General features: G+C 64.7%; 20 protein-coding genes. 12 read left to right on the top strand and 8 right to left on the bottom strand.

Going from position 1 to position 22134, the window contains the following annotated elements; genetic code table 11:
• The first annotated feature begins 110 nt into the window (after positions 1-110).
• Entirely contained in the window at positions 111-1064 is a 954-nt protein-coding gene (locus DKK67_RS02440; RefSeq protein ID WP_111494056.1) for a bile acid:sodium symporter family protein, read from the top strand.
• 71 nt (positions 1065-1135) lie between these two features.
• Here the strand turns inward: DKK67_RS02440 and DKK67_RS02435 are convergent, their stop codons facing one another.
• Genes DKK67_RS02435 through DKK67_RS02425 form a run of 3 tightly spaced genes read right to left on the bottom strand, consistent with a single transcriptional unit; the run spans position 1136 to position 4109 of the window.
• Complete coding sequence (locus DKK67_RS02435) at positions 1136-2062, bottom strand: DMT family transporter (protein ID WP_111494054.1); 927 nt, start codon at positions 2060-2062, stop codon at positions 1136-1138.
• Positions 2063-2080: 18 nt separating this feature from the next.
• Positions 2081-2863: a 2OG-Fe dioxygenase family protein gene (locus tag DKK67_RS02430; RefSeq protein ID WP_111494052.1), complete on the bottom strand. Its 783-nt coding sequence runs from the start codon at positions 2861-2863 to the stop codon at positions 2081-2083.
• Between the two features lie 4 nt (positions 2864-2867).
• The gene (locus DKK67_RS02425; protein WP_111494050.1) at positions 2868-4109 is read right to left on the bottom strand and encodes an argininosuccinate synthase-related protein; all 1242 of its coding nucleotides are present in this window, start codon (positions 4107-4109) and stop codon (positions 2868-2870) included.
• 106 nt (positions 4110-4215) lie between these two features.
• On the opposite strand from DKK67_RS02425, the gene DKK67_RS02420 reads away from it, so the two are divergent.
• The 6 genes from DKK67_RS02420 to DKK67_RS02395 all read left to right on the top strand — a co-directional run bounded on the left by DKK67_RS02420 (position 4216) and on the right by DKK67_RS02395 (position 9387).
• Positions 4216-5139, top strand: a complete 924-nt coding sequence (locus tag DKK67_RS02420) for a LysR family transcriptional regulator (protein WP_204355711.1) — start codon at positions 4216-4218, stop codon at positions 5137-5139.
• A gap of 145 nt (positions 5140-5284) precedes the next feature.
• Complete coding sequence (locus DKK67_RS02415) at positions 5285-6484, top strand: AGE family epimerase/isomerase (RefSeq protein ID WP_111494048.1); 1200 nt, start codon at positions 5285-5287, stop codon at positions 6482-6484.
• Positions 6485-6542: 58 nt separating this feature from the next.
• Positions 6543-6821, top strand: a complete 279-nt coding sequence (locus tag DKK67_RS02410) for a hypothetical protein (RefSeq protein WP_111494046.1) — start codon at positions 6543-6545, stop codon at positions 6819-6821.
• 49 nt (positions 6822-6870) lie between these two features.
• Positions 6871-7569, top strand: coding sequence for a hypothetical protein (locus tag DKK67_RS02405; protein WP_111494044.1), 699 nt, complete (start codon positions 6871-6873; stop codon positions 7567-7569).
• Positions 7570-7636: 67 nt separating this feature from the next.
• The gene (locus tag DKK67_RS02400) at positions 7637-8437 is read left to right on the top strand and encodes a hypothetical protein (RefSeq protein ID WP_111494042.1); all 801 of its coding nucleotides are present in this window, start codon (positions 7637-7639) and stop codon (positions 8435-8437) included.
• 437 nt (positions 8438-8874) lie between these two features.
• The gene (locus DKK67_RS02395; protein ID WP_111494040.1) at positions 8875-9387 is read left to right on the top strand and encodes a porin family protein; all 513 of its coding nucleotides are present in this window, start codon (positions 8875-8877) and stop codon (positions 9385-9387) included.
• A 59-nt stretch (positions 9388-9446) separates the two neighbouring features.
• Here the strand turns inward: DKK67_RS02395 and choX are convergent, their stop codons facing one another.
• On the bottom strand, positions 9447-10394 hold the full coding sequence (choX, locus tag DKK67_RS02390; RefSeq protein WP_111496732.1) for a choline ABC transporter substrate-binding protein: 948 nt from the start codon (positions 10392-10394) through the stop codon (positions 9447-9449).
• Positions 10395-10519: 125 nt separating this feature from the next.
• Complete coding sequence (gene betC / locus DKK67_RS02385; protein ID WP_111494038.1) at positions 10520-12049, bottom strand: choline-sulfatase; 1530 nt, start codon at positions 12047-12049, stop codon at positions 10520-10522.
• 145 nt (positions 12050-12194) lie between these two features.
• Here betC and DKK67_RS02380 point away from each other — a divergent pair, with 145 nt between their 5' ends.
• Together DKK67_RS02380 and DKK67_RS02375 are read left to right on the top strand one after the other, a co-directional pair.
• A complete protein-coding gene (locus DKK67_RS02380) occupies positions 12195-13109 on the top strand; it encodes a choline sulfate utilization transcriptional regulator (RefSeq protein ID WP_228160492.1) in 915 nt (304 codons plus the stop codon).
• A 132-nt stretch (positions 13110-13241) separates the two neighbouring features.
• The gene (locus DKK67_RS02375) at positions 13242-15167 is read left to right on the top strand and encodes a methyl-accepting chemotaxis protein (protein ID WP_111494036.1); all 1926 of its coding nucleotides are present in this window, start codon (positions 13242-13244) and stop codon (positions 15165-15167) included.
• 31 nt (positions 15168-15198) lie between these two features.
• Here the strand turns inward: DKK67_RS02375 and DKK67_RS02370 are convergent, their stop codons facing one another.
• Positions 15199-16200 carry a Gfo/Idh/MocA family protein gene (locus DKK67_RS02370; protein ID WP_111494034.1) on the bottom strand — a complete coding sequence of 334 codons (1002 nt, stop codon included), beginning with the start codon at positions 16198-16200 and terminating at the stop codon, positions 15199-15201.
• 111 nt (positions 16201-16311) lie between these two features.
• On the opposite strand from DKK67_RS02370, the gene DKK67_RS02365 reads away from it, so the two are divergent.
• The 3 genes from DKK67_RS02365 to DKK67_RS02355 all read left to right on the top strand — a co-directional run bounded on the left by DKK67_RS02365 (position 16312) and on the right by DKK67_RS02355 (position 18174).
• Entirely contained in the window at positions 16312-16578 is a 267-nt protein-coding gene (locus DKK67_RS02365; protein WP_111494032.1) for a hypothetical protein, read from the top strand.
• Between the two features lie 221 nt (positions 16579-16799).
• Positions 16800-17378, top strand: coding sequence for a rhodanese-like domain-containing protein (locus tag DKK67_RS02360; protein WP_111494030.1), 579 nt, complete (start codon positions 16800-16802; stop codon positions 17376-17378).
• Positions 17379-17499: 121 nt separating this feature from the next.
• A complete protein-coding gene (locus tag DKK67_RS02355) occupies positions 17500-18174 on the top strand; it encodes a response regulator transcription factor (protein ID WP_111496730.1) in 675 nt (224 codons plus the stop codon).
• Positions 18175-18193: 19 nt separating this feature from the next.
• On the opposite strand, the gene DKK67_RS02350 is transcribed toward DKK67_RS02355, so the two are convergent.
• Together DKK67_RS02350 and nosP are read right to left on the bottom strand one after the other, a co-directional pair.
• Positions 18194-20812, bottom strand: a complete 2619-nt coding sequence (locus tag DKK67_RS02350) for a hybrid sensor histidine kinase/response regulator (RefSeq protein WP_111494028.1) — start codon at positions 20810-20812, stop codon at positions 18194-18196.
• On the bottom strand, positions 20784-21947 hold the full coding sequence (nosP, locus tag DKK67_RS02345) for a nitric oxide-sensing protein NosP (protein ID WP_111494026.1): 1164 nt from the start codon (positions 21945-21947) through the stop codon (positions 20784-20786). The genes DKK67_RS02350 and nosP overlap by 29 nt, the downstream gene beginning before the upstream one ends.
• Positions 21948-22134: the final 187 nt, after the last annotated feature.

Here is a 22134-nt window from a genome sequence, read left to right as displayed (position 1 = left end):
GACCTTGCCCCCGCATCTGTCGTACCCTGTCGCCCACAATCAGAACCGCTACCGGGCGGGAAGAACCGCTCTCAAGCGGCGCTATCTTCCGCGACAAACCAGGATTCGTCATGCCAATATTCGAACGCATCAACCAACTGTTCCCCATCTGGGCCATTCTGCTGGCCGCTCTGGCCGCCTGGCAGCCCAGCTTGTTCGCCGATTTTGCCTTCCTGATCAAGACCCTGCTGGCCATCATCATGTTTGCCATGGGGCTGACGCTGTCCAAACACGACTTCCTCGGCGTCTTGCGCGCTCCGCTACCCATCGGTATCGGCGTGATCCTGCAGTTTACGGTGATGCCCCTGGCCGCGCTGTTCGTGTCCTGGTTCCTACGCCTGTCGCCGGAGCTGACCATCGGCATGGTCCTGGTGGGCGCCACGGCCGGCGGCACCGCGTCCAACGTGATCACCTGGCTGGCCAACGGCCATGTGGCGCTGTCGGTGTCCATGACCCTGACCTCCACGCTCATATCGGTGGCCGCCACGCCGCTGCTCACGGCCCTGCTGGTCGGGCATACGGTGGACGTGCCGGTCGCCGGCATGTTCATGAGCATCGCGCAGTTGGTGATCGCCCCGATCGCGCTGGGCGTGATCATCCACCACTTCCTGGGGCGGCAGATCAAACAGGTGGAACCGGCCCTGGCGACACTGGCCATGGCCGCCATCGTGTTTATCATTGCCATCGTGGTGGCCCTCAACGCCGACAAACTGTCCACGCTGGGCCCCCTGGTCATTGTGGCGGTGGTGCTGCACAACTTCATCGGCCTGGCCGGCGGCTACGCCGTGGGCCGCGGTCTGGGCTTCGATCAGCGGGTGGCGCGGACCATCGCCATCGAGGTGGGCATGCAGAACTCCGGTCTGGCCGTCGCCCTGGCCAACCAGTTCTTCACCGCCACCGCGGCGCTGCCGGGCGCCCTGTTCTCGATCTGGCACAACGTGTCGGGCTCGGTGCTGGCCGGTTTCTGGAAACGCCGACCGATCCGCGACGAGACCGGCGATACGGCATCAGAACCCGCAGCCTGACGATCACTCCATGAAAAACGGCGCCCCCGGTTACCCGGCGGCGCCGTTTTTTATTGCAGGCCAGATGCCGGTCAGCCGGTCGTCGAGTTGAGCCCTGCCATAACCGCACGCGGGGAGCGGCGGGTTCGCGGCAGGATCGAGTACAGGGCGGAGAAGATGATCAGGCCTCCACCGATCCAGCCGGACACAGCGATGCTTTCCCCCAGCCACCAGACCGCGAAAAGCGCCCCGAATGCCGGTTCAGTCCCCATCAGCAACGACACCCGCGTGGGCGCGATATTGCGGGCGCCATAGTTCTGGGCGAAGAAGGCGAACACGGTGCAGAACAGCACCAGGTAACCGACGATCAGCCAGAAATCCGTGGTCATGGGCAGCCCGCCTACCTCGCCGGGGTCGAACGCCAGCAGGATGGCCAGGGCGCCGAAGCCCACTACGCCGGACTGGATACCGGTCAGGCTGAGAGTGGAGATCTGCTTGCCAGCGGTGACCTTCTTGGTGACCGTCACCATGAAGGCACGCAGGATGGCGGCGCCCAGGATCAACAGATCACCCAGGTTGAAAGCCACGTCGCTGCCGGTGGTGAGCATCGCCACGCCGATGAACGACAGCCCCGCCAGCAGGAAATTGTCCCCCGCCGGTCGCCGACCGAATACGAGCCACTCGGTGAATGGCGTGAACAGCACGCACAGACTGATCAGGAACGCGGCGTTGGCCGCCGAGGTGTGGGCCACGCCGTAGGTTTCGCAGATGAACACGAGGAACAGGATCGCCCCGGTCGGCAGCCCCACCCGCCAGTCGCGCCCGCCACCGCTGCGGTATTCCCGGATGAACACCGGCAGCAGGGTCAGGAAGGTGGCGAGGAAGCGGATGGCGATAAAGCCCATCACAGAGTAGAACAACAGAGCCTGTTTCGACAGGCCGTAACTGGTTCCCCAAAACGCTGCGACCAGCAACAGCAGGCCCTCAGCGACGGGTAGACCGCGCTTGGTTGTGGACATGGTGAGTTCCTTCCCCTGTTAGCCGAACGCCTCCATGCGCTCGAATGCAATGACGAGCACGTCGCGGTAGGACGGCCGTTCGTTATCCAGTGCGTATATTTCCGAGACCTCGTGCATGGTGCGCTCGTCATCGGAGAGCACCATGTCCATGGCGTCAGTCAGCATCACCGACGCCAGGGTCTCGCCGTCGTTGGTGGTCAGCCGGGTGGTCCCCCCGGCGATGTTGCGCCGGGCCACCATCATCGAAGCGATGTAGGTAACGCCGTCCCGGTGCAGCCCTTCCGGTGTCGGCTTGCCGGGAATACCGTTGGACCCGGTAATGCGGTAGGGATGCAGGCGGATGCACCAGTTGGACTCGTAACCGTCGGCAGCGGCGTAGATCCGCGCCATGGTCAGCAGCAGGCGCTCCAGAATCGGGCTTGCGACGAACGTCTGCTCAAGCGGATCGAAGTACCGCTGGAATCCGCCGTTAAGGCTGTTGACGCTCAACGGCTGCATGTACGGCTGGTGCGGCAGCAGGTGCAGGCTGTCATCCTCCGCCCGGTATTCGAAGCGGCCGTATCGCCGGTAGCGATAACGGCCGTTGTCCCCCATATAGGTATCCTGCGTGAGCCGGTCCCAGCAGGCGGCGAAGCTCTGCCATTCGGCATCGTTCTCGGCGGCGGTGTCGTAGACGCCCAGCACGCTGCCCAGGACCCGGCCGGGAATCACCGCGTAGTCCTGGGCGATCAGGTCAGCGGCGGAGGCTTCGGTAACGATAGTCGGTTGCGCCAGGGGCGGTTGAATCTGATGCGCGGTCATAGGATCACGCTCCCATTGCCAGTCGTGTGGCTTCCGGCAGTTCCTCGGTCTCCGGCTCGGCGTCGCGCAGCGAGCGGGCACTCTGGGTGGCGGCGGTCTGCTGTTCCCAGCTGTCGCGCTCGGTCAGGTAAAGCGGGCAGACCGCTTCGATGGATTCCACAGTCAGGGCGCCGGCGCTCAGGTTGTAGCGCACCTTGCCGGAAACGTTCTGGGCACTGCGCAGCATGAACTGGTCGATGGCCGCACGCAGGGTGCCGAACCAGCGGCCTTCCACCGCCTCGCGTACCCAGAGCTGCTCGAGCGAGGTCTTCTCGCGCAGCAGTTCATAGCCGTGTACGGCCGACTCCAGGTGCCGATAGGCGTCCATCAGGGTCTGGGCCGCCGGCGCCTCGCGCACTTCCAGCACTTTCTCGCCGCCGCGCAGGTGCTCCAGCCCCGAGAACCGGCCGATGCCATAGGCGCCCACCACCTGGTTGAGGTGGCTGATCAAGGCCACCGGGTCCATGCTGCCGTCATTGACCGCGACCGGCACGCCACCGTCGAAGGTGATCGACAGGCGGTGGTCGCTGCTTTCAAGCTGGCGCTCACGGTCGCGGCGGGTCCAGTGATAGAGATGCTCGGGAACGGAGAAGTCTTCCGGGTTTTCCAGCACACCGGACTCGAATTCGCGGCACCAGAGATTGGAATCGCCGCTGACGATGCGCTGCTCGAAGGACATCAGCCCCACCGACTTGAGTACCCGACTCTTGTCGGCGCGACTGATGGCGCTGTATTCATAGGGCGAACCGTAATAGCCGTTGAAGCCGAGCTGCTCAATGGCTCCGTTAAGCCGGCGCAGGCTGTTCTGGGACTGAGTGGCGGTGTGTACGATGGCGCCCGCTCCCACCGATTCGGCAATGTCCACCGCGGCCCGGGCGATGAACGGCCTCGACAGGGACGAGCTGACCGGGAAGGTATTGAGGTAGCGGGCCTGGGCCCGGATCGCCGGCAGCAGGGCGTCCCGCGCAAAGGTGCGCTTGAGGTCGACGATGCGCAGTTTGGCGTTGAAGGTCTTGGCCACATGGTGCAGGGCGGCAATATCGACCTCGTCCCCCAGGTCGATGGCCACAGCGGTGACGGACACACCGCGATCGCGCAGCAGCTTGAGCAGGTAAGTGCTGTCCAGCCCGCCGCTGAAGAGGGTGACCACGTGGTCGACCCGTTCACACACAAAATCCAGATCCATTACGCTACGCAGGTTTTTCATCGGTGATACATCCCCGTATGAATTTCATGGTGTTATTGGATACTTGTATGCTAACTAACGGGGTGGGCGCGGATTAGCCCGGATCGCGGTAAAGGAGTTGTGCGCAGTGAGTGCAAATCGAGTGATGTCGATCATGCAGGACGTGGTGGTGTTCGTGACGGTGGTGGAAACCGGGTCCTTCACTTCCGCCGCCCAGAAGCTGGGCTCCACGCCATCGGCGGTCAGCCGTCAGGTCACCCGGCTGGAGGATGCGCTGCAGCTCAAGCTGCTGGAGCGCTCCACCCGCAGCCTGCGCCTGAACGCCACCGGCGAAAAGGTGTTCGATCACTGCAAGGCGGTGCTGGATTCCGCCCACGACGTGCTGGACATCGCCGAGCAGGCCCACGGCGTGCCCCACGGCCGGCTCAAGATAGGCGTGCCCAAGGCCTTCTGCGCCCAGGTACTGCGCCATTGCGTGCCGCCGTTCCTGCGCGAATACCCGGACGTGGAGGTGCAACTGGTCGTGACCGACCGCACCCTGGACCCCCATTACGATGACGTGGACGCCGTGGTCACCATCACCGACTCCCCCATTGAGGGGTTGGTGGCGGCGCGGCTGGGCTACGTGCGTTCGTTGCTGTGCGCCACACCGGAGTACCTCGCCGAGCACGGCGTGCCGGAGCATCCCGCCGACCTGGAGCGCTTCGAATGCCTGGCCCTGGGGGAAACCGTCAACGACAACGTCTGGACGTTCAGCCAGGGCGACGAAACCGTGACCGTGGAAACCCGCGGCCGCTACATCGTCAACCACACGGAGATCCGCATGGACGCCGTGCTCAACGGCTTCGGCATCGGCATCTTCCCGGAGTTCACGGTCAACACCCAACTGCGCAAGGGCACAGTGGTGACGGTGCTGGAGGACTGGAACGTGGAAGGCCGCTACCAGGGCAGCGTCAACCTGCAATACCCCCGGTCCCGGCATACCGCCCCGAAACTGCGGGCGTTCGTCGATTTCGCCAGCCGCTACTTCGCCGAGCACCACCTGGTCTGAGCGACCGGGTGCCCGATGGGCCGGCACGATAGCTGACCTGAGTCAAAGGCCGGCCCCGTGCCCGGCCATCATCCGTTACCATGGCTGTGGACGTTCCGCCGTCCGCAACGCAAACCAACAAAAAGACCGCCAGGAAGCACACAGCATGCCCCCAACACCCGATTTCCGCTCTGCCGACTTTCTCATCGACCACATCCGCGACACCCTCGCCTTCTACGAAGACCGCTGCCAGGATCCTGACGGCGGCTTCTTCCAGTATTTCCGCGACGACGGCCAGGTCTACAACCGCCACCACCGCCACCTGGTCAGCTCGACGCGCTTCGTTTTCAACTACGCCATGGCCGGCCACTTCTTTAACAATCCGGCCTACCTGGAGCGGGCGCGGCACGGTCTGGCTTATCTGGAGCAGGCACACTGGGACCCGGTAAACCAGGGCTATGCGTGGACCCTCGACCACCATCGGCCGGAAGACAGCACCCGCCACTGCTACGGCATGGCCTTTGTGCTGCTGGCCTACGCCACCGCCTACGCGTGCGGCATAGAGGACGCCCGCGCCGGCATCGACAAAGCCTATGACCTGATGGAAAAGCGCTTCTGGTTGCCGGACGACGGCCTCTACGCCGACGAAGCCAGCGCCGACTGGTCCACCCTCTCACCCTATCGCGGCCAGAACGCCAACATGCACACCTGCGAAGCCATGCTGGCCGCCTATGAGGCCACCGGCGAGGCCCGTTTCCTGGACCGCGCCCATACCCTGGCCCGCAACATCTGCCAACGCCAGGCCGCCCAGGGGGACGGACTGATCTGGGAGCACTACGACGCCCAGTGGCGCATCGACTGGGACTACAACCGCGACGACCCGCGCCACCTGTTCCGCCCCTGGGGCTTTCAGCCGGGCCACCAGACCGAGTGGTCCAAGCTGCTGCTGATTCTGCATCGCCACCGTCCCGAGGCGTGGATGGTGGAACGTGCCCGCGAGCTGTTCGATCGCGCCCTGGCGGTGTCCTGGGACGAGGCTCACGGCGGCATCGTCTACGGCTTCGCGCCGGACGGTTCGGTGTGCGACGGCGACAAGTACTTCTGGGTCCAGGCGGAAACCTTCGCCGCGGCGGCGCTGCTGGCCGAAACCACCGGTGACGACGCCTACTGGGCCTGGTACGAGCGCATCTGGGCCTACGCCTGGGCACACTTCATCGACCATGAATACGGCGCCTGGTATCGGATCCTCACACGCGACAACCGCGCCTACTCGGACGAGAAGAGCCCCGCCGGCAAGACCGACTACCACACCATGGGCGCCTGCTACGAGGTGATCCGGACGCTGCGTGGAGCACAACGGCCTTGAGCCATGACGGCAATTAGGGGACATTAAGGGAAATTCGAGGAAATCCGGAAAAGGTGTCATGAAAGATCGGGTAAGAGCGCTGTTCTCGCCGCTGCTGAACGCCATGGACAACGGCCAGCAACCGCACAACTATCGGCCGTCCCACCGCAAGATCCTGCTGGTGATGGGCCTGCTGTTCTTCATCCTGTCGGCGGGCTCGGTGTTCTTTGCGGTTCTCGCCGGCTCGCCAGCGGCACTGATCCCGATCCTGTTCTTCTTCGGCGTCAGCCTGGTCTGTGCGGTGGTGGGCTGGGTCGGCAGCGATGCCGCGGTGGCCCGCATCTGGGGCAACAAGTAGTGAACAGACCCATAGCGCACACCGGACAACCGCAACGGACCCGCACGACATGCTGAAAACCGCACTGCACGACACCTGGGTGTTCTTCAAGCGTCACTATGTGGCGCTGGCGCTGATCATCCTGCCCATCGTTATTCCCATCGACCTGTTCCACGCCCTGTACAACAGCATGCTGGCCAGCGACACCTTCGTGCTGTCGGAGCAGGCGCTGCCGCTGATCGTCGCGTTTGCGGCCTACCCGGTCTATGCGGTGGCGGTGGTGTTCTACATCCACGGCGTTATCCACGGCGAACCGAAAGACACCCGGACACTCTGGCAACTGGGTCTGAAGTACTGGGTGCCTTTCGCCGTCCTCAGCGCAATCCTGGGTGCCGCCGTGGTGGCCGGCCTGATCCTGATGGTCATTCCGGCCATCATTGTGGCGATCAAGTACGCCTTCGCCGAGTTCGACCTGCTGCTCGATGGCGACAAGCCCCTGGACGCCCTGAAGAACAGCTGGGGGCAAACCGCCGGCTATTTCTGGATCCTGCTGGGCGGCTTCGCCCTCATCTCCCTGGCCATCTACACGCCCTACTACATCATCGGCTCACTGGTGATCGGACACGAGCCGCTCTATACCCTGGTCAGCACCGTCCTGAGCATGGCCTTCTCGGTACTCAGCTCGCTGTACACCATCTTCGCTTTCCGCATCTACGATTTCGCCCGCCAGGCCCAGGCTCCGGCGACGACACTGGAAGACGACATCTGAGGTGACCCGGCAACCCCAGGGCCTGCCTGCTATGGTTAAAGGCAGGCCCATCACTCATGGAGTTGCCATGGCGGTCCTTTCCAGCGAATCCGGCTCCGATAGCGTTCTCTCCCACGGCGCCCGGCATTACCTGCTGCTACTGCTTCCCAGCCTGATCCAGGACATCGAGCGGCTCGGTCTGCGCAACGTCATCGCCCACGCCAGTCTCGACCAACACGACGTCACCAGCCTCTACTTCGAAGCCCGCTCCATCGCCCGCCTGCTGCCAGAGCGGCCCGAGGCGGTGGATTCCGAACTCTGGCCCGACCTGGTCCAGTGCGCCCAGTTGCTGACCCTGCTGGTCAACGAGACCGCCCGCGAGGAGCTGGCCCGCACCAGACGCCAGGCCATCAACCGTTTCCTGCCCGAGGCGCGCCAGCAGGTGCGCTCCGCGGCCGACCACCCGGGCGGCTCGGTCGATCTACGGCTGGCCGGGCTGTCACGCGCCGGGGCCAGCGCCGAGGACACCTGCCTGGAAGCCATCCGCCTGGACCGGCAGCGGCGCTTCGAGGGGCTACGGGCACTGACCACCGACGGCCTGACGCGCCACCAGGCGGCCATCGTCGAGGGTGCCCTGCACTACGTGCGCGACGCCATGGCCCAGCCGCCCCAGGCCACCGGCGCCCTGGATCTGCTGATCAGCCTGTGCGATCTGTTGCGCCGCCTGCAGGGCGCGGACAGCGAGCCCGAACCGGACGCGCCGCCACCCCGGATCAACACCGCCAACGTGGTGATGGGATTGGGCAACATCCTGTACGCCTGCGAACTGGGACTGCGACGAAGCGCGCCCCAACCGGGACAGCGCCGGGACCGCACGGGCGGGGATTAAATTTTCGTAACCCGGTCGACCGTCGAGAACGACAACGGCCCCTCACCCCAAACGTGACAGTCGGTTATCTCCGTCAGCCCCATATCGAGCCAACCTGTCCACTCAGGCAACGGATCTTCACGATCGGTCGCCTGGGCGGATACCGACTTTTCCCAAGACTCCCCGTACTTGGCGCTCTCGCCTCACGCCAGGCCCGACAGCACGGCCGTATCCGTAAAACGTGACAGGTTGACCCGACCGTATCCGGACACGCGCACGCCAGGGCACAACACGCGCAACGGCGCGGATTACAGCTGTGGAGGTTACATTAATATTCCCGCCAGGCTGACCTACGCTCAGCGTAGGAAAGCAACGGTGTTGTACCCGGTTCGCCGGGAGAGAAAACGTTGCCGCAACGCGGTGAATCGCCGCTCGCCAACATCCGGAGGAACAACGCCATGCAGTGGAAAACTCCCATCGTCGTTTTGTGTCTGGGTCTGGCGCCAACCCTGGCGCTGGCCGAACCGCAGACCGGCGACCGCCTGTTTACGCTGACCGGTTCCGGTTCCAGCGATACAGACTTCGACAACAATACCGCGGCCTTCAGCTTCGACCTCGGTCAATTCTTCACCGACAACACCGCCATGGGCCTGCGTCAAAGCGTCGGCTTCTCCGATACGTCGGACAACTCAAGCTGGAGCGGGGCCACCCGGCTGTTCGCCGACTACCATTTCGATGCTGATGAATGGCAGCCGTTCGTGGGCGCCAATTTCGGCGGGATCTACGGGGACGATGTGGACGAGACGTTCTTTGCCGGCCCGGAAGCGGGGGTGAAGTACTACGTCAAACCCAAGACGTTCATCACCTTCCAGACCGAGTATCAGGTCTTCTTCGATAGCGCCAGCGACGCCGACGACAACTTCGACGACGGCGCCTGGGCCTACAGCGCCGGTATCGGCTTTAATTTCTAGCCAATCCGCCTGCACGACGCCGGGCCCCGATAGCGGGGCCCGCTTTCCCAACCGGGCGTTTATAACCCCAGCGAATCGCGTACCGCCGGAAGCCCCGGCTGGCCATCGACGGTGGTCACACCGTCCAGCCATTCGGTCAGTACCCCGGGGTTGGATTTCAGGTAGGCGCTGGCCGCGTCGCCCGCGTCCTCACCGTCATTGAGCACGGCACCCATGATGCCGCTCTCCATGTCCAGGGTGAACTGCAGGTTGCCCAGCAACTGGCCCACGTTGGCGCACTCGTCACTGTAACCGTTGCGGGTCAGGGTATAGACGGTGGCGCCGCCGTAGTTGGGGCCGAAGTAATCATCGGCGCCGGACAGATACACCAGATCGCGCCCCAGGTTCATGGGGTGTGGTTCCCAGGCCAGGAACACCACCGGCTTGTCGCGGCGCTCGGCGCGGCTGACCTGGCTGAGCATGCCCTGCTCGCTGGATTCCACCAGCTTCCAGTCACCCAGCCCATAGGCGTCCTCGTCGATCATCTTCTGGATCAGGTTGTTGCCCGCCGCACCGGGTTCGATGCCGTAGATGCGATGATCGAAGGCCTCGGCATGTTCATCCAGGTCGGCGAAGCTACTGACACCGGTCTGTTCCTTGACGTAGGCCGGTACCGCCAGGGTGAACTTGGCCCCCTCCAGGTTGGCCCGGACTTTCTCGTAGCCCCCCTCGTACTGCTTGGCGAAGTTATCCTGGGCCGGCATCCAGTTGCCCAGGAACACGTCAACGTCCTCGCTCTTCAGGGATTTAAAGCCAATGGGCACCGACAGCAGGTCCACCTGGGTGTCGTAGCCCAGCCCCTGCAGCAGCGTGGTGGTAATGGCGTTGGTGACGTTGATGTCGGTCCAGCCGGGATCGCTGAACTGCACGGTCCGGCATTGCTCGGGAACCGCCGCCTGGGCGGAGGTCGCTGCGGCGCAGACGCCGGCCAGCAGGAATGTGGTCAGTCGCTTCGGGGAATTGGTCATCGTGCCCATGACTCCTTTATCTGTGTCGTTATCAGGTCTGTCTCGTTATCCGTTCTGTATCGTTATCGATTCCGAGCCGTTCCCGGTCGTGTGTCGCTCACGATCCGGCGCGAGGCCGGCCTGCCTCATTTGACCCGGGGAAACCGCGAACGGGCTTCCAGATCCCCCAGGTCCAGGGTGTTGCGCATGTACTGGACGCTGGCATCGACCCAGGGCTGGTGATCCCAGGGGGTGATCCGTCCCTTGCTCAGGGCACTGGCCACCAGCCGGCGCCGACGCTGGCTTTCCAGCACATCCTGGTGGATGGCGTCCATGTCCCAGCGTTCCGCCGCTTCCGCGCGCAGGGATTGCAGGGTCTCAGCGTAGGCCGGATCATCGGCCAGATTGGTCCGCTCCTGCGGGTCACGGGCCAGGTCGAACAACTGGTCCGGATCGCTCGGGCAGCACACGTATTTGTAGTCGCCGCGGCGGATCATCATCAACGGCGCCACGGTACCCTCGCCCATGTACTCGCCAGTCACCTCGTCGTGCCCGCCCTCACGCTGCAGGTGCGGCATGAGGCTGCGGCCGTCCAACGGCACCGCATATTGCCCATAGTCGCCGCCGCTCGCCATGTCCACGAAGGTGGGCAGCAGATCCATGGTGGACACGCTCTGGCTGACCCGGCCGGGTTTGAAACGCTCTGGGGCGTGCACGATCAAAGGCACCCGCGCCGACCACTCGAACCAGCTCATCTTGTACCAGAGATCGCGCTCGCCAAGCATGTCACCGTGATCGCCGGAGAACACGATGATGGTGTTCTCGTCCAGACCGGTCTCCCTGAGGGTGTTGATCAGCTTGCCGATCTGGTCGTCCACGTAGCTGATGGCGCCGAAATAGGCGCGCCGGGCGCGGCGGATGTCCTGCTCGGAAAACTCGGCGGTATCGGCCTGGTACAACGCCCGCAGACGTTTGGAATGGGGATCGCGCTCGGCATCGCCCAGACGCACCGACGGCATGGGAATCTCGTCGTCCGAATAACGGTTCCAGTATTCCTCGCCGATGGTATAGGGATCGTGGGGATGGGTCATGGAGACGGTCAGGCAGAATGGGCGCTCGTCGCGGGTGCGGGCCTGGTTGTAAAGGTAACGCTGGGCGTGGAACACCACTTCGTCGTCGAAATCCAGCTGGTTGCTGCGCACACAGGGCCCCGCTTCCTGGACCGAGGACATGTCGTGGTACCAGGTGGGACGGCTCTCGTCGCCGTCCCAGTTCACCGCCCAGCCGAAATCCGCCGGGTAGATATCGCTGGTGAGGCGATCCTCGAAGCCGTGCAACTGGTCCGGCCCGCAAAAGTGCATCTTGCCGGACAGGGCCGTGCGGTAGCCCAGCTCACGCAGGTAGTGGGCATAGGTGGGCATATCCGCGCGCAGCTCCGCGGCGTTGTCGAAAGCGCCGATCCGCGATGGCCGCTGACCGGTCATCAGCACGAAGCGCGACGGCGCGCACAGCGGGCTGTTGCAGTAGGCGGAATCGAACACCACGCCACCCTCGGCGAGGGACTGCAGGTGCGGCACCTTGACCGGCGAATCGCCGTAGATCGGCAGCACCGGCGCCGCCATCTGGTCGGCCATGAGAAACAGGATGTTGGGCTGGGAAGCGGTTTTCTGGGACATACGACCTTATCTGGGCTGGAGACTTGCGCGGTTGAAGGCGTTGCTATCAACCAGATTAATAGGAGAAAAGGAATTGACCCATGTTGCGCCCCACCTGCCGGGCTGTAAACTGATCCCAAACTAATGACAAACATTAGACCAGCTTATGCCAGATACCCAACACCTGCCGCCCCTGGCGATGCTGCAGGCTTTCGAGGCCGCCGCCCGCCTGCGCTCGTTCACCGCCGCCGCCCGGGAGCTGGGCTCCACCCAGTCCGCGGTCAGCCAGCACATCAAACGCCTCGAAGCGGACATCGGCACGCCGCTGTTCCAGCGTATTCACCGGGGCGTGCGACTGACCCGCACCGGCAGCAGCCTGCACCGGGGGATTGCCGAGGGACTGACCACCCTGGCCGAAGCCTACGAGCGCTCGCGCCAGCTCGCCCGTAACGACGTCATCAACGTCGCCACCGACTACGCCCTGGGCACCTACTGGCTACTGCCCCGCCTCGCCGGCTTCCGGCGCGCCCATCCCTCCGTGGACGTGCGCCTGGTCACCGGGCAGCGGCCCGTCACGCCAGACCAGGCGGACGTGGACATTGCCCTGATGTTCGGCAACGGCTACGAGATGAGCGCCCCGACCCGCCTGCTGTTCGGCGAGTCGGTGGTGCCGGTGTGTGCACCGGGGCTGCTGCAAGGCGGCGACGCGACCGCATCCCTGGCCGACCTGCCACTGCTGCAACTGGAGGCAGACAGCGCCCCGTGGTTCGACTGGCCGACGCTGTTCGAGCACCTGGGATTGCCGGGACCGCCGCCGGAGCCAGCACTGATTTTCAACAACTACACCCTGTTGCTGCAGGCCGCACTGACGGGCCAGGGCGTGGCCATCGGCTGGTCACCGTTTGTGGAGCCTCTGCTGGAGAACGGCGCCCTGACGGCCCTGGTAGACACCCCGATCCGCTCGGACAACGGCTACCAGATCGTCTTTCCCGGCAGTCAGGCCATGGATCCGCTGGTGCTGGAGTTCGTGGACTGGCTCGAAGCCGAGGGGCGACGCACGGAGGGCGATTCCATGGCCTGAGCCGGCGAGCAAAAATCACACAACAACGTGTAAAGTTTTCCGGCGCCAGGTCGTTAAGCATGCTGTAAAGAATTCAGTCAGTAAGCCCCCCTGTCCGCAAGGATTGAGCCGTATTGCGCCGGAGCCGTGTCCATGTCTGTAAAGAAGAAATTTTTCCTCGCCATTACCTTGCTGATCTCCGTCGTGGTGATCGCCGGGGCCATTTTCACCATCGTGTCCCGCGACCATGAACTGACCAACACCGCAGAGAGCCAGGCATCGGATGCCCGCCAGCGGGTCGTTCGCCTGCTCTCGGTCACCGACTCGATCATGATGGATCGGGTCAAGAGCAGCATGCAGGTACTGATCAAGCGCGGCGAAGCCATCGGCTCCCCCGGCCTTGGCAAAGACACCCGGGTGGGTGACCGCACCGTGCCGCAACTGTTACTGGGCAACCAGGGTATGGCCAACCACTTCGAACTGGTGGACGACCTGACGCAGGACATGAAGGGCACCGCCACCCTGTTCGTCTACGACGGCCAGAACTACGTGCGCGTCTCCACCAACGTGAAGAAGGACGGCGGCCAGCGCGCCACCGGCACCATCCTCAACCCGGACGGCGGCGCCTTCCGGGCCATCGAATCCGGCCAGGCCTTCTACGGTCAGGTGGACATCCTGGGCAATCCCTACCTGACCGGTTACGCACCGATGCGCAGCAGCGCCGGCCAGGTGGTGGGCATCTGGTACGTGGGCTACTCCGCCGACATGTCGATCCTGGCGGATGCCATCGCCGGCTCCCGGGTGCTGGAGAAAGGCTTTGTGGCGCTGGTGGACGACAAGGGCCGCGTGCGCATGCACTCGGACAACCAGACCGATGAAACCGTGCAGGCCGCACTGGCCAGCAATAACGGCGACTGGGTCAAGGTGGAAACGCCGTTCACGCCCTGGGGCTACACCGTCGTCTCGGCCTATTCCGCCGAGGAGCTGACCGACACCATCACCGCCGACTCCATCAGCATTGCGTTGGTGATCGCCGGTGTCGGCGCCCTGCTGATTCTCGCCATCCACCTGCTGATCACCGCCGTCATCACACGCCCGCTGAACCAGATGATCGGCGCGGTCAACGACATCGCCGACGGCGAGGGCGACCTGACCATCCGCTTCAACGCCACCAGCCGGGACGAATTCGGCCAGATGGCCAACGGGTTCGACAAGCTCCTGGCCCGGGTACAGGACACCATTCGCGATGTGGGCCACTCGTCCCGCGAAGTGCTGGAAGCCTCCCAGGGGCTGGTCCAGGTGGCGGAGGACTCCAGCCAGTCCATCGCCCGGCAGACCAGCGACACTCAGCACGTGGCGTCCTCGATGCACGAAATGTCGCTGACCGCCCAGAACGTGGCCGAGAGCGCGTCGGTCGCCGAGGAGGCCGCCAAGGGCGCCGAAGACGACGCCCGTTCCGGCCACACGCTGGTGCAGGAAACCATCCGCACCATCGAGCAGCAGACCCAGACCATCGCCGAGTGCGCCGAAGCCGTGGCGGAACTGGATGAGCACAGCGAAGCCATCAGCAGCGTGCTGGACGTGATTCACTCCATCGCCGAGCAGACCAACCTGCTGGCCCTGAACGCGGCCATTGAAGCGGCCCGGGCCGGCGAACACGGACGTGGTTTTGCGGTGGTCTCGGACGAGGTGCGCATGCTGGCTACCCGGACCCAGAACTCCATCGACGACATCCGCGGCCAGATCGAGCGACTGCAATCCGGCGCCAAAGGCGCCTCCCAGAAGATGGACGCCACCCGCGAACTGGCCGGCACTCTGTCTTCCAAGGCGCAGGAATCCGGCGACGCCATCACCCAGATGCGCGAGGCGGTCGCCCGCATTTCCGAGCGCAACACCGACATCGCCAGTGCCGCCGAGGAACAGAGCCAGGTGGCCGACGAGATCAACAACACCCTGGAGCGCATCCACAACCACGCCCAGGAAACCTCCTCCCAGGCGGACCGGACCCGCGCCGCCAGCCAGGAGCTGATCGCGTTGGCCGAACGACTGCAGAAGGAACTGTCGAGCTACAAGGTCTAGTCAGGGCGGCCGGGCGTGTTGGAACCGTCGCCTACAGGAACGAGTACACCACGCCCCCTTCCGCCAGAATCTGGTCGATCACCCGGGCGGTGGTGAGGGTATCTGCCCACGGGATGACGTCGTTCTGCAGGTGGTCCGCGCGGATATCCGCCATTGCCGCCTCGATCTGGTACTCGAAACCGTTCATCCGGTGTGGATGGTCGGCCCGCACCGGCTCGCCGTCGAGGGGCGTCAGGGTGGCACGCGTGCTGGCCCAGAACGGCCCGTCCACATCGATCACCCCGCCCTCGCCTTCGATACGCAGACTGTTATCGCGCTCGGCCAGGAAGCTGGCGGTAAAGGCGCTGACCGCCTCGCCGTAGTGCAACAGCGCGGAGGTACGCACGTCGACATCGGTCGCGCCCTTGAGCACCGCCACCTGCACGCGATCCGGTCCACGCTCGAAAATGAAGTTGGACAGCGCTATCGGGTAGACGCCCATATCCAGGGTCACGCCGCCCGCCTGGTGGATGTCCCACAGCCGGTCGGCGGGATTGAACGGCACCCGGAAGCAGAACGACGACTGCACCGTGTGAACCGGCCCGATCGCGCCCGCCCGCAGCCAGTGGCGGACGTCCTGCCACACCGGCAGGAAGCGCGACCACAGGGCCTCCATCAGGAACACCCGGTTCGCCTGGGCCAGCCGGAACAGCTCCGCCGCCTCCCGGGCGGTCACGGCCAGCGGCTTCTCACACAGCACCGGTTTGCCCGCGTGCAGGCAGGCGCGAACCCATTCCGCGTGGAAGCGGTGCGGGTTGGCGATGTAGACGGCGTCGATGTCCGGGGCCTGGATCAGGGCGTCGTAGTCGGGGTAGACCTGAACGCCGGGGTGATCGCGGCGGTAGTCTCCGGCAAAGGATTCGGCCCGCTCGGGCTGGCGACTGGCCACGCCGGCCAGTTCCGCGTCGTCGATCACCGACAGGGCGCGGGCGAAGTTGTGGGCAATGCGGCCCGGGGCGATCACGCCCCAGCGGAATGGTCGCGGTGCGGTCATGGACGACAGTCTACCTTCCGGGTTCGCAGCCTGTCCGCGATGCGGGCGTCAGGCCGATTCAGGCGTTACAATGAGGCTTTCCAAATTAGCACACCATCATCCGGGAACCCCATGAGCACCGACGCCAAGGCCCAACTCGCCGCCATCAACAAGAAAGTCCTGAAAATGCACCTGATCACCGCGCCGGCCAACATCGCCCTCGGCCTGGGGCTGTTCAGTCTGTTCGTGTCCGACCCGGGCAGCGTGTTCCCGTTCATGAGCAATCCGGCGGTCGGCTACGGCCTGCTGATCGTTGGCGGCATCGCACAGTTGATGGCCATGGGCAAACTGTTTCCCCTGCTGAAAGAGCAGCAACGGCTCAAGCACCTGGTGCGCTGAGCGCCCGGCCTCCGGGCCATCCACGCCCCTACTACTTTAGTGCCTGTTTTTTGGTGCCATGGTCGCATTCAATGACGCGGCGTCATGGCGTGTAATGTTGGTCAATACAACAAGAAGCCGCCTGATCCGGCACCTGACCGCCCGTCTTCCATGGATAGCCGCCCCTCACTGGATGCCGGGGCCGCCGATCAGCGGCACGACCAACGAGACGAGGTCCTGCCATGTTCAGGTCTCCGTGGAACCTGACGCTGCTATCCAACCTGGCGCTGCTGATGGCCCTGGCGCTGCCGGTCAACGCGGACACCACGCCAACGCGCGACACCGGGCTGTTCTCCGCAGACGGCTTCCGCCAGGATCGCTACCGCAGCCCCACACCGGCCAAGGCACCCGGCGCCACCACGGTGGATACCGCCGCCCTGCAGGCACTGCTGGAACGCCACACCGACCTGGTGCTGATCGATGTAATCAACGTGGAATACCGCCACCAGCGGTTTCTGCAGGACCAGCCCCACCCGAGCATTCCCAACGCCCATTGGCTGCCCAACACGGGCAAGGGCCAGCTCGAGCCCCGATGGCAGCGTTACCTGATGGACAATCTGGCGCGCCTGACCGGCGAGCGTCCGGACCACCCGGTGGCGGTCTTCTGCAAGTCCGACTGCTGGCTGTCCTGGAACGCGGTCAAACGCCTGACCGAAGCCGGTTACCGAAACGTCTACTGGTTCAAGGACGGCATCGACAGCTGGATAGGCGCCGGCCTGCCCACGCGTGCCGCCACGCCCGTCCCACTCACGCAATCATGAGGAGGGCATCATGACGTCCCCACTCGATCTGGCCACACCGGAAACCGCCGCTATGGGTTATGCTAAGGCGGAGTCCGATCCGGACAACCACGACACAATAAAAGAGCGAGCTGCCGACGGCATGGAACCCGCCTACAAGATCCTGATTGCCGACGACCACCCCCTGTTCCGGGAAGCGATCACCAGCGTGATCCAGTCCGGCTTCCAGGGTAGCGACGTGGTGGAAACCGATGACCTGGACACCGCCCTGGCCATGATCCAGGACCAGGACGACTTCGACCTGATCCTGCTGGACCTGAACATGCCGGGCATGAATGGCCTCAACGGCCTGATTACCCTGCGCAACGAGGCGCCCACGATCCCGGTGGTCATCGTCTCGGCCGAGGAAGACAAACAGGTGGTGCTGCAGGCCATCACCTACGGTGCGGTGGGCTTTATCACCAAGTCCTCGCCCCGCGCCCAGATGACCCAGGCCATCGAGCAGATCCTGGCGGGCAACGTCTACCTGCCCTCGGACATCATCCGCACCGGCAAGGACAGCCCGCGCCGCCACCGGCACGACGAGAACAACCTCTCGCCGGAACTGCTCAACTCCCTCACCCGCCGCCAACTGCTGGTACTGGAGCGCATGTCCAAGGGGGAATCCAACAAGCAGATCGCCTACAACCTGAACATCGCCGAAACCACGGTCAAAGCCCACGTGTCCGCCATTCTGCGCAAGCTCGGCGTACACAACCGGGTGCAGGCGATCCTGTCGGCCAGTGATATCGATTTCAATCAGTACCTGAAGCGATAAAGCACCCAAGGCCGGGCCGTCACGGACGGCCCGGTTCGTTCATCAATACGTGATGCAACACACTGCGCAGTTTGAGCGGCTTCACCGGCTTGTTGATCAACTGGTAGCCCAGCTCGCGGATATGATGCTTGAGTTCGTTGGTGTAGTTGGCGGTGATCATCACCACCGGTACGTCGTCGGCGCGTTCCCGGTGAATCGCCAACACCGCTTCCACACCGTTCTCGTCGTTGTCCAGGTGGTAATCCGCCAGGATCGCATCCACCGGCGCCGACGGGATGTCCAACTGCCCGGCCAGATCGGCGAGGGACACGGCCGTCATGACCTCACAGCCCCACCCTTCCAGCAGCGTGCGCATGCCGTCGCAGATCGCCCGGTCGTTGTCGATGACCCAGATACGGCCGCCGTCCAGCGACTGCCCTTGCGGCACCCGAGAGGCCGGCAGGCCCTGCTGCTCCGGCCGTAACTGACCGAGCGGCACTTCCACGGCAAACAGCGACCCGCGCCCCTCCACGGAGCGCACGGTGATGCGGTGATCGAGCATGCGCGCGATCTTGTCGACGATCGCCAGCCCCAGGCCGAGCCCCTTGTCCTGGGGCGCGCCGGCGGGGCGAATGCGTTTGAATTCCTGGAAGATCTCGGAGAGCTTGTCGGCGGGAATGCCCGGGCCGGTGTCCCAGACCTGCAGCTCCACCGAGTGCGGATGCCGACGGCAGCCCAGCAGGATCGAGCCGCTGCCGGTGTAGCGGATGGCGTTGGTGAGGAAGTTGCGCAGGATGCGCGCCAGCAGTTGGGAGTCCGATGCCACGACGGCCGAAGACGCCACGAAACGCAGCTCGACGCCCTCGCCCAGGGCCATCTGCCGGAATTCCCGCGCCAGGTTGTTGAGCAGGTCGCGCAGGTCGAAGGCATTGACGTCCGGCTGGATCACGCCGGCATCCAGCTTGGAGATATCCACCAGCGTACCCAGCAGGTTCTCCACGTCGTCCAGCGATGTGCTGACCGAGCGCACCAGGCCTTCCGTTCGCGGGCCGAAAGCCTGTTCCATCAGCGAGCTGGTGAACAGCCGCGCGGCATTGAGCGGCTGCAGCAGGTCGTGGCTGACCGCCGCCAGAAACTTGGTCTTGGACAGGTTGGCGCGTTCCGCCTCGGCCTTGGCGTCGCGCAGCCGGGCCTCAATTTCCGAGCGTTCACTGATCTCCTGGCGCAGCTGGTCGTTGAGCGACGTCAGGGCCGCGGTGCGCTCTTTCACCCGCTGTTCCAGGTTGTCATAGGCCTGCTGCAGGGCCAGGGCCGTGCGCCGGCGCTCGGTGATGTCGCGGATCAGCACGAAGAACCCGTTCACCACGCCCGACGGGTCACGGTTGGGCACATAGGAGCGCAGCATGTAGCGCTGCTCGCCCCGGGCGTTGGTTTCCTCAAACTCGAAGGTGACGCTGTGACCGGCCAGCGCATCGCGCACGTGGGGCAGCAGGCGGGCGTAGAGCGCGGCATCGTGCACGTCGCGCAGGGAAAGCCCCAGCGGCGAGCGATCGCCACGGCCGTACCAGGCCTCATACACCTTGTTGCAGAACTGCACCGTCAGGTCGGCGCCGACGTAGGCAATCAGCGCCGGCACGTGGTCGGTCACCACCCGCACCCAGCGCTCGCTCTCGCGCAGGGTTTCGGCGTAGCGGTGGCGTTCGGTGATGTCGGTGTAGGTGTTGACGTAGCGTCCGTCCGTCATGGCGTGGGTGCGGATCTCCAGCACCCGGCCGTCGCGCTGGTGATGCTCCAGGGCGTGGCACGGGTGGCCCTGGCTGTCGACACTGCCGGGCATCAGCAGCGGTGTTTCCGACAGGGCCAGGAGGCGCTCGAATGACGTCTCACGGCTGACCTGCGCGGCGTCCAGTCCGGTCAGTTCGACAAAGCGGTGATTCCAGATCTCCGGGCAGCCCTCGTCGTTGACCAGCACCACGCCCTGGGACAGGTTATCCACCGTCGACTGCAACAGGCGCGACTTCTCGGCCAGGGCCCGCTCGCGCCGTTCGTCCTCGCTGTTCTTGACGTCGGTGATGTCGGAATAGAGGATAACCCGCCCGCCTTCCCGGGTCGGATGCTCGCTGACCTGCACCCAACGGCCGTTGGCCAACCGGTAGACCGAACCGCCGGACTGATTGTCGCGGTGTTCCTCCACCACCAGCCCGGTTTCCAGGGCCAGACGCTTGACCTCGGCGATGGAGATGCCCGGCCGGATGGCGTCGCCCCGGTCCTGCCAGTAGCTGCGAAAGCGGCGGTTGGTGAGCACGAGCCGGTGCCGCTGATCGAACAGCACGAACCCGTCGCCGATGCTCTCGATGGCATCCCCGAGGCGCTGGCTGGCGGTCTCCGCCTCTTCCCGCGCTGCATTCAGGGCGCGATTGCTGGCCTTGAGCTCGGCCATCGCCAGATTGAGGGCTTCGGTGCGTTCACGCACCTGCTCGGCGAGCGTGACCGAATGCTCGAACGCGGCGTAGGGTGCCGGCTTGTGGGCGCTATTGGACTCCACGCGGGTGATCAGCGCGTCACGGATGGTGCGGAGGCGACCATTCTCGGCCTCCAGTTCGGCGATGCGCCGGTCGCGCGCGTCGGTTTCAGCGGGAAGCGTGAGCGGGCTGGCCAATGACCACTCCTGTGAACGTCTGGTTGATGTGCATACCGTCGAACTGCTCGCCGTAGGTGTTGAATCCGATCACCCGGTGCTCCCGCAGGAACGCCGAGGCTTCATCCACAAAACCGGAGAACTCCGCCTCCGCCCGGCGCAGAAAGCAGTCGCACCCGATGGTCAGCAACGGCGGCCCCACCTCGTGCTCGGCCTGGGCCAACTGCTCGCCGAGGTTGGCCAGCAGCGGCCCCGGGCGCATGGCCGTCAGCACGATGCCGGTTTCCACGGCGCAGTAGAAAGTCAGGCTGCCGTCGTCGTGCACCCGCTGCACCGAGCGCACGAAATACTGATCGCCAATGCGCACCGCCAGCGGGCGCAGGGCAAAGATGCGGCGATCCAGCTCGTCGACGCGCACGCCGGCCGAACGGGCATAGGCCTCCGCCGCGGGCTCGGCGTTGAGTTCGTAGACCCGGCGCGCACCGGTGTCGGCACGGGTCACCACCAGCTTGTCGTCTCCCGCACGCATGTGGTGGGTGGAGAACACCTTGAAGTCCAGCGGCGTGTTGATCATCAGGACAATGGCCGCGCTGGTATGGAAGGCGCCCCGGAAATAGACGTGGGTGTTGGCCAGGCGCTCGTCGTCCCCGGCGGATCCGCCGAAATGCGGAATGCTGCCCAGTGCGGCGTTGAGGGTGGCCAGCACCAGCTCCTCCCGGCTCGACAAGCCATCCAGCAGGGTGATGGCAAAAGTGTGGCCTTTGACCGGCGCCAGGGAGGCTTCACGGAAGGTCGCCAGCAGGCTGTCCACCAGTCCCTGGGCGTCCTGCAGGCTGAACGGCTCCAGTTCGCCGATCAGGGCGCAGTCCACGGAAAAATAGCGGCGATCAAACCCGATGGCGGTGATGCAGCCCCGACCGTAGCCCTGCGGGGTGATTTCGCCAGCGGAGGTGCAGCCGGTGACCTGGACCTGCGGAAACACATGCTCCAGCGCGATGCCCAGCCGGGCCAGATCGTATTCGGCGGAGCAGAAGAAGAGCACGCAGGCCAGATCGGCGTGGTAGAGCTGGCTCGCCAGGCTGGTCGCCGCCAGCTGGGGATCGCGCGCATCGGAACTGGCCACGCGGACCGGCGCGACCGAAGTGACTGGCAGCATGCTGGACGACTCGCTATCAGAGATTGTTGTCCCCGATTCTACGCGTCTGACCCACTGGGCCAATTCGACTTCAGTGCTCTCACGCTGTCGGCTCAGTCGCACATAGGCCATTGATTTTCATACCCCATCCGGAAGTCGGGAAGACCGGCCCCGGAAGACCGGCGGCAAAGCAACACTTTGGTCGTAG

Origin of the sequence: Marinobacter bohaiensis (assembly GCF_003258515.1) — a bacterium.
GTDB lineage: Bacteria > Pseudomonadota > Gammaproteobacteria > Pseudomonadales > Oleiphilaceae > Marinobacter_A > Marinobacter_A bohaiensis.
The sequence above is the reverse complement of the archived record's forward strand: the minus strand, read 5'-3'. Positions and strand labels throughout refer to the sequence as shown.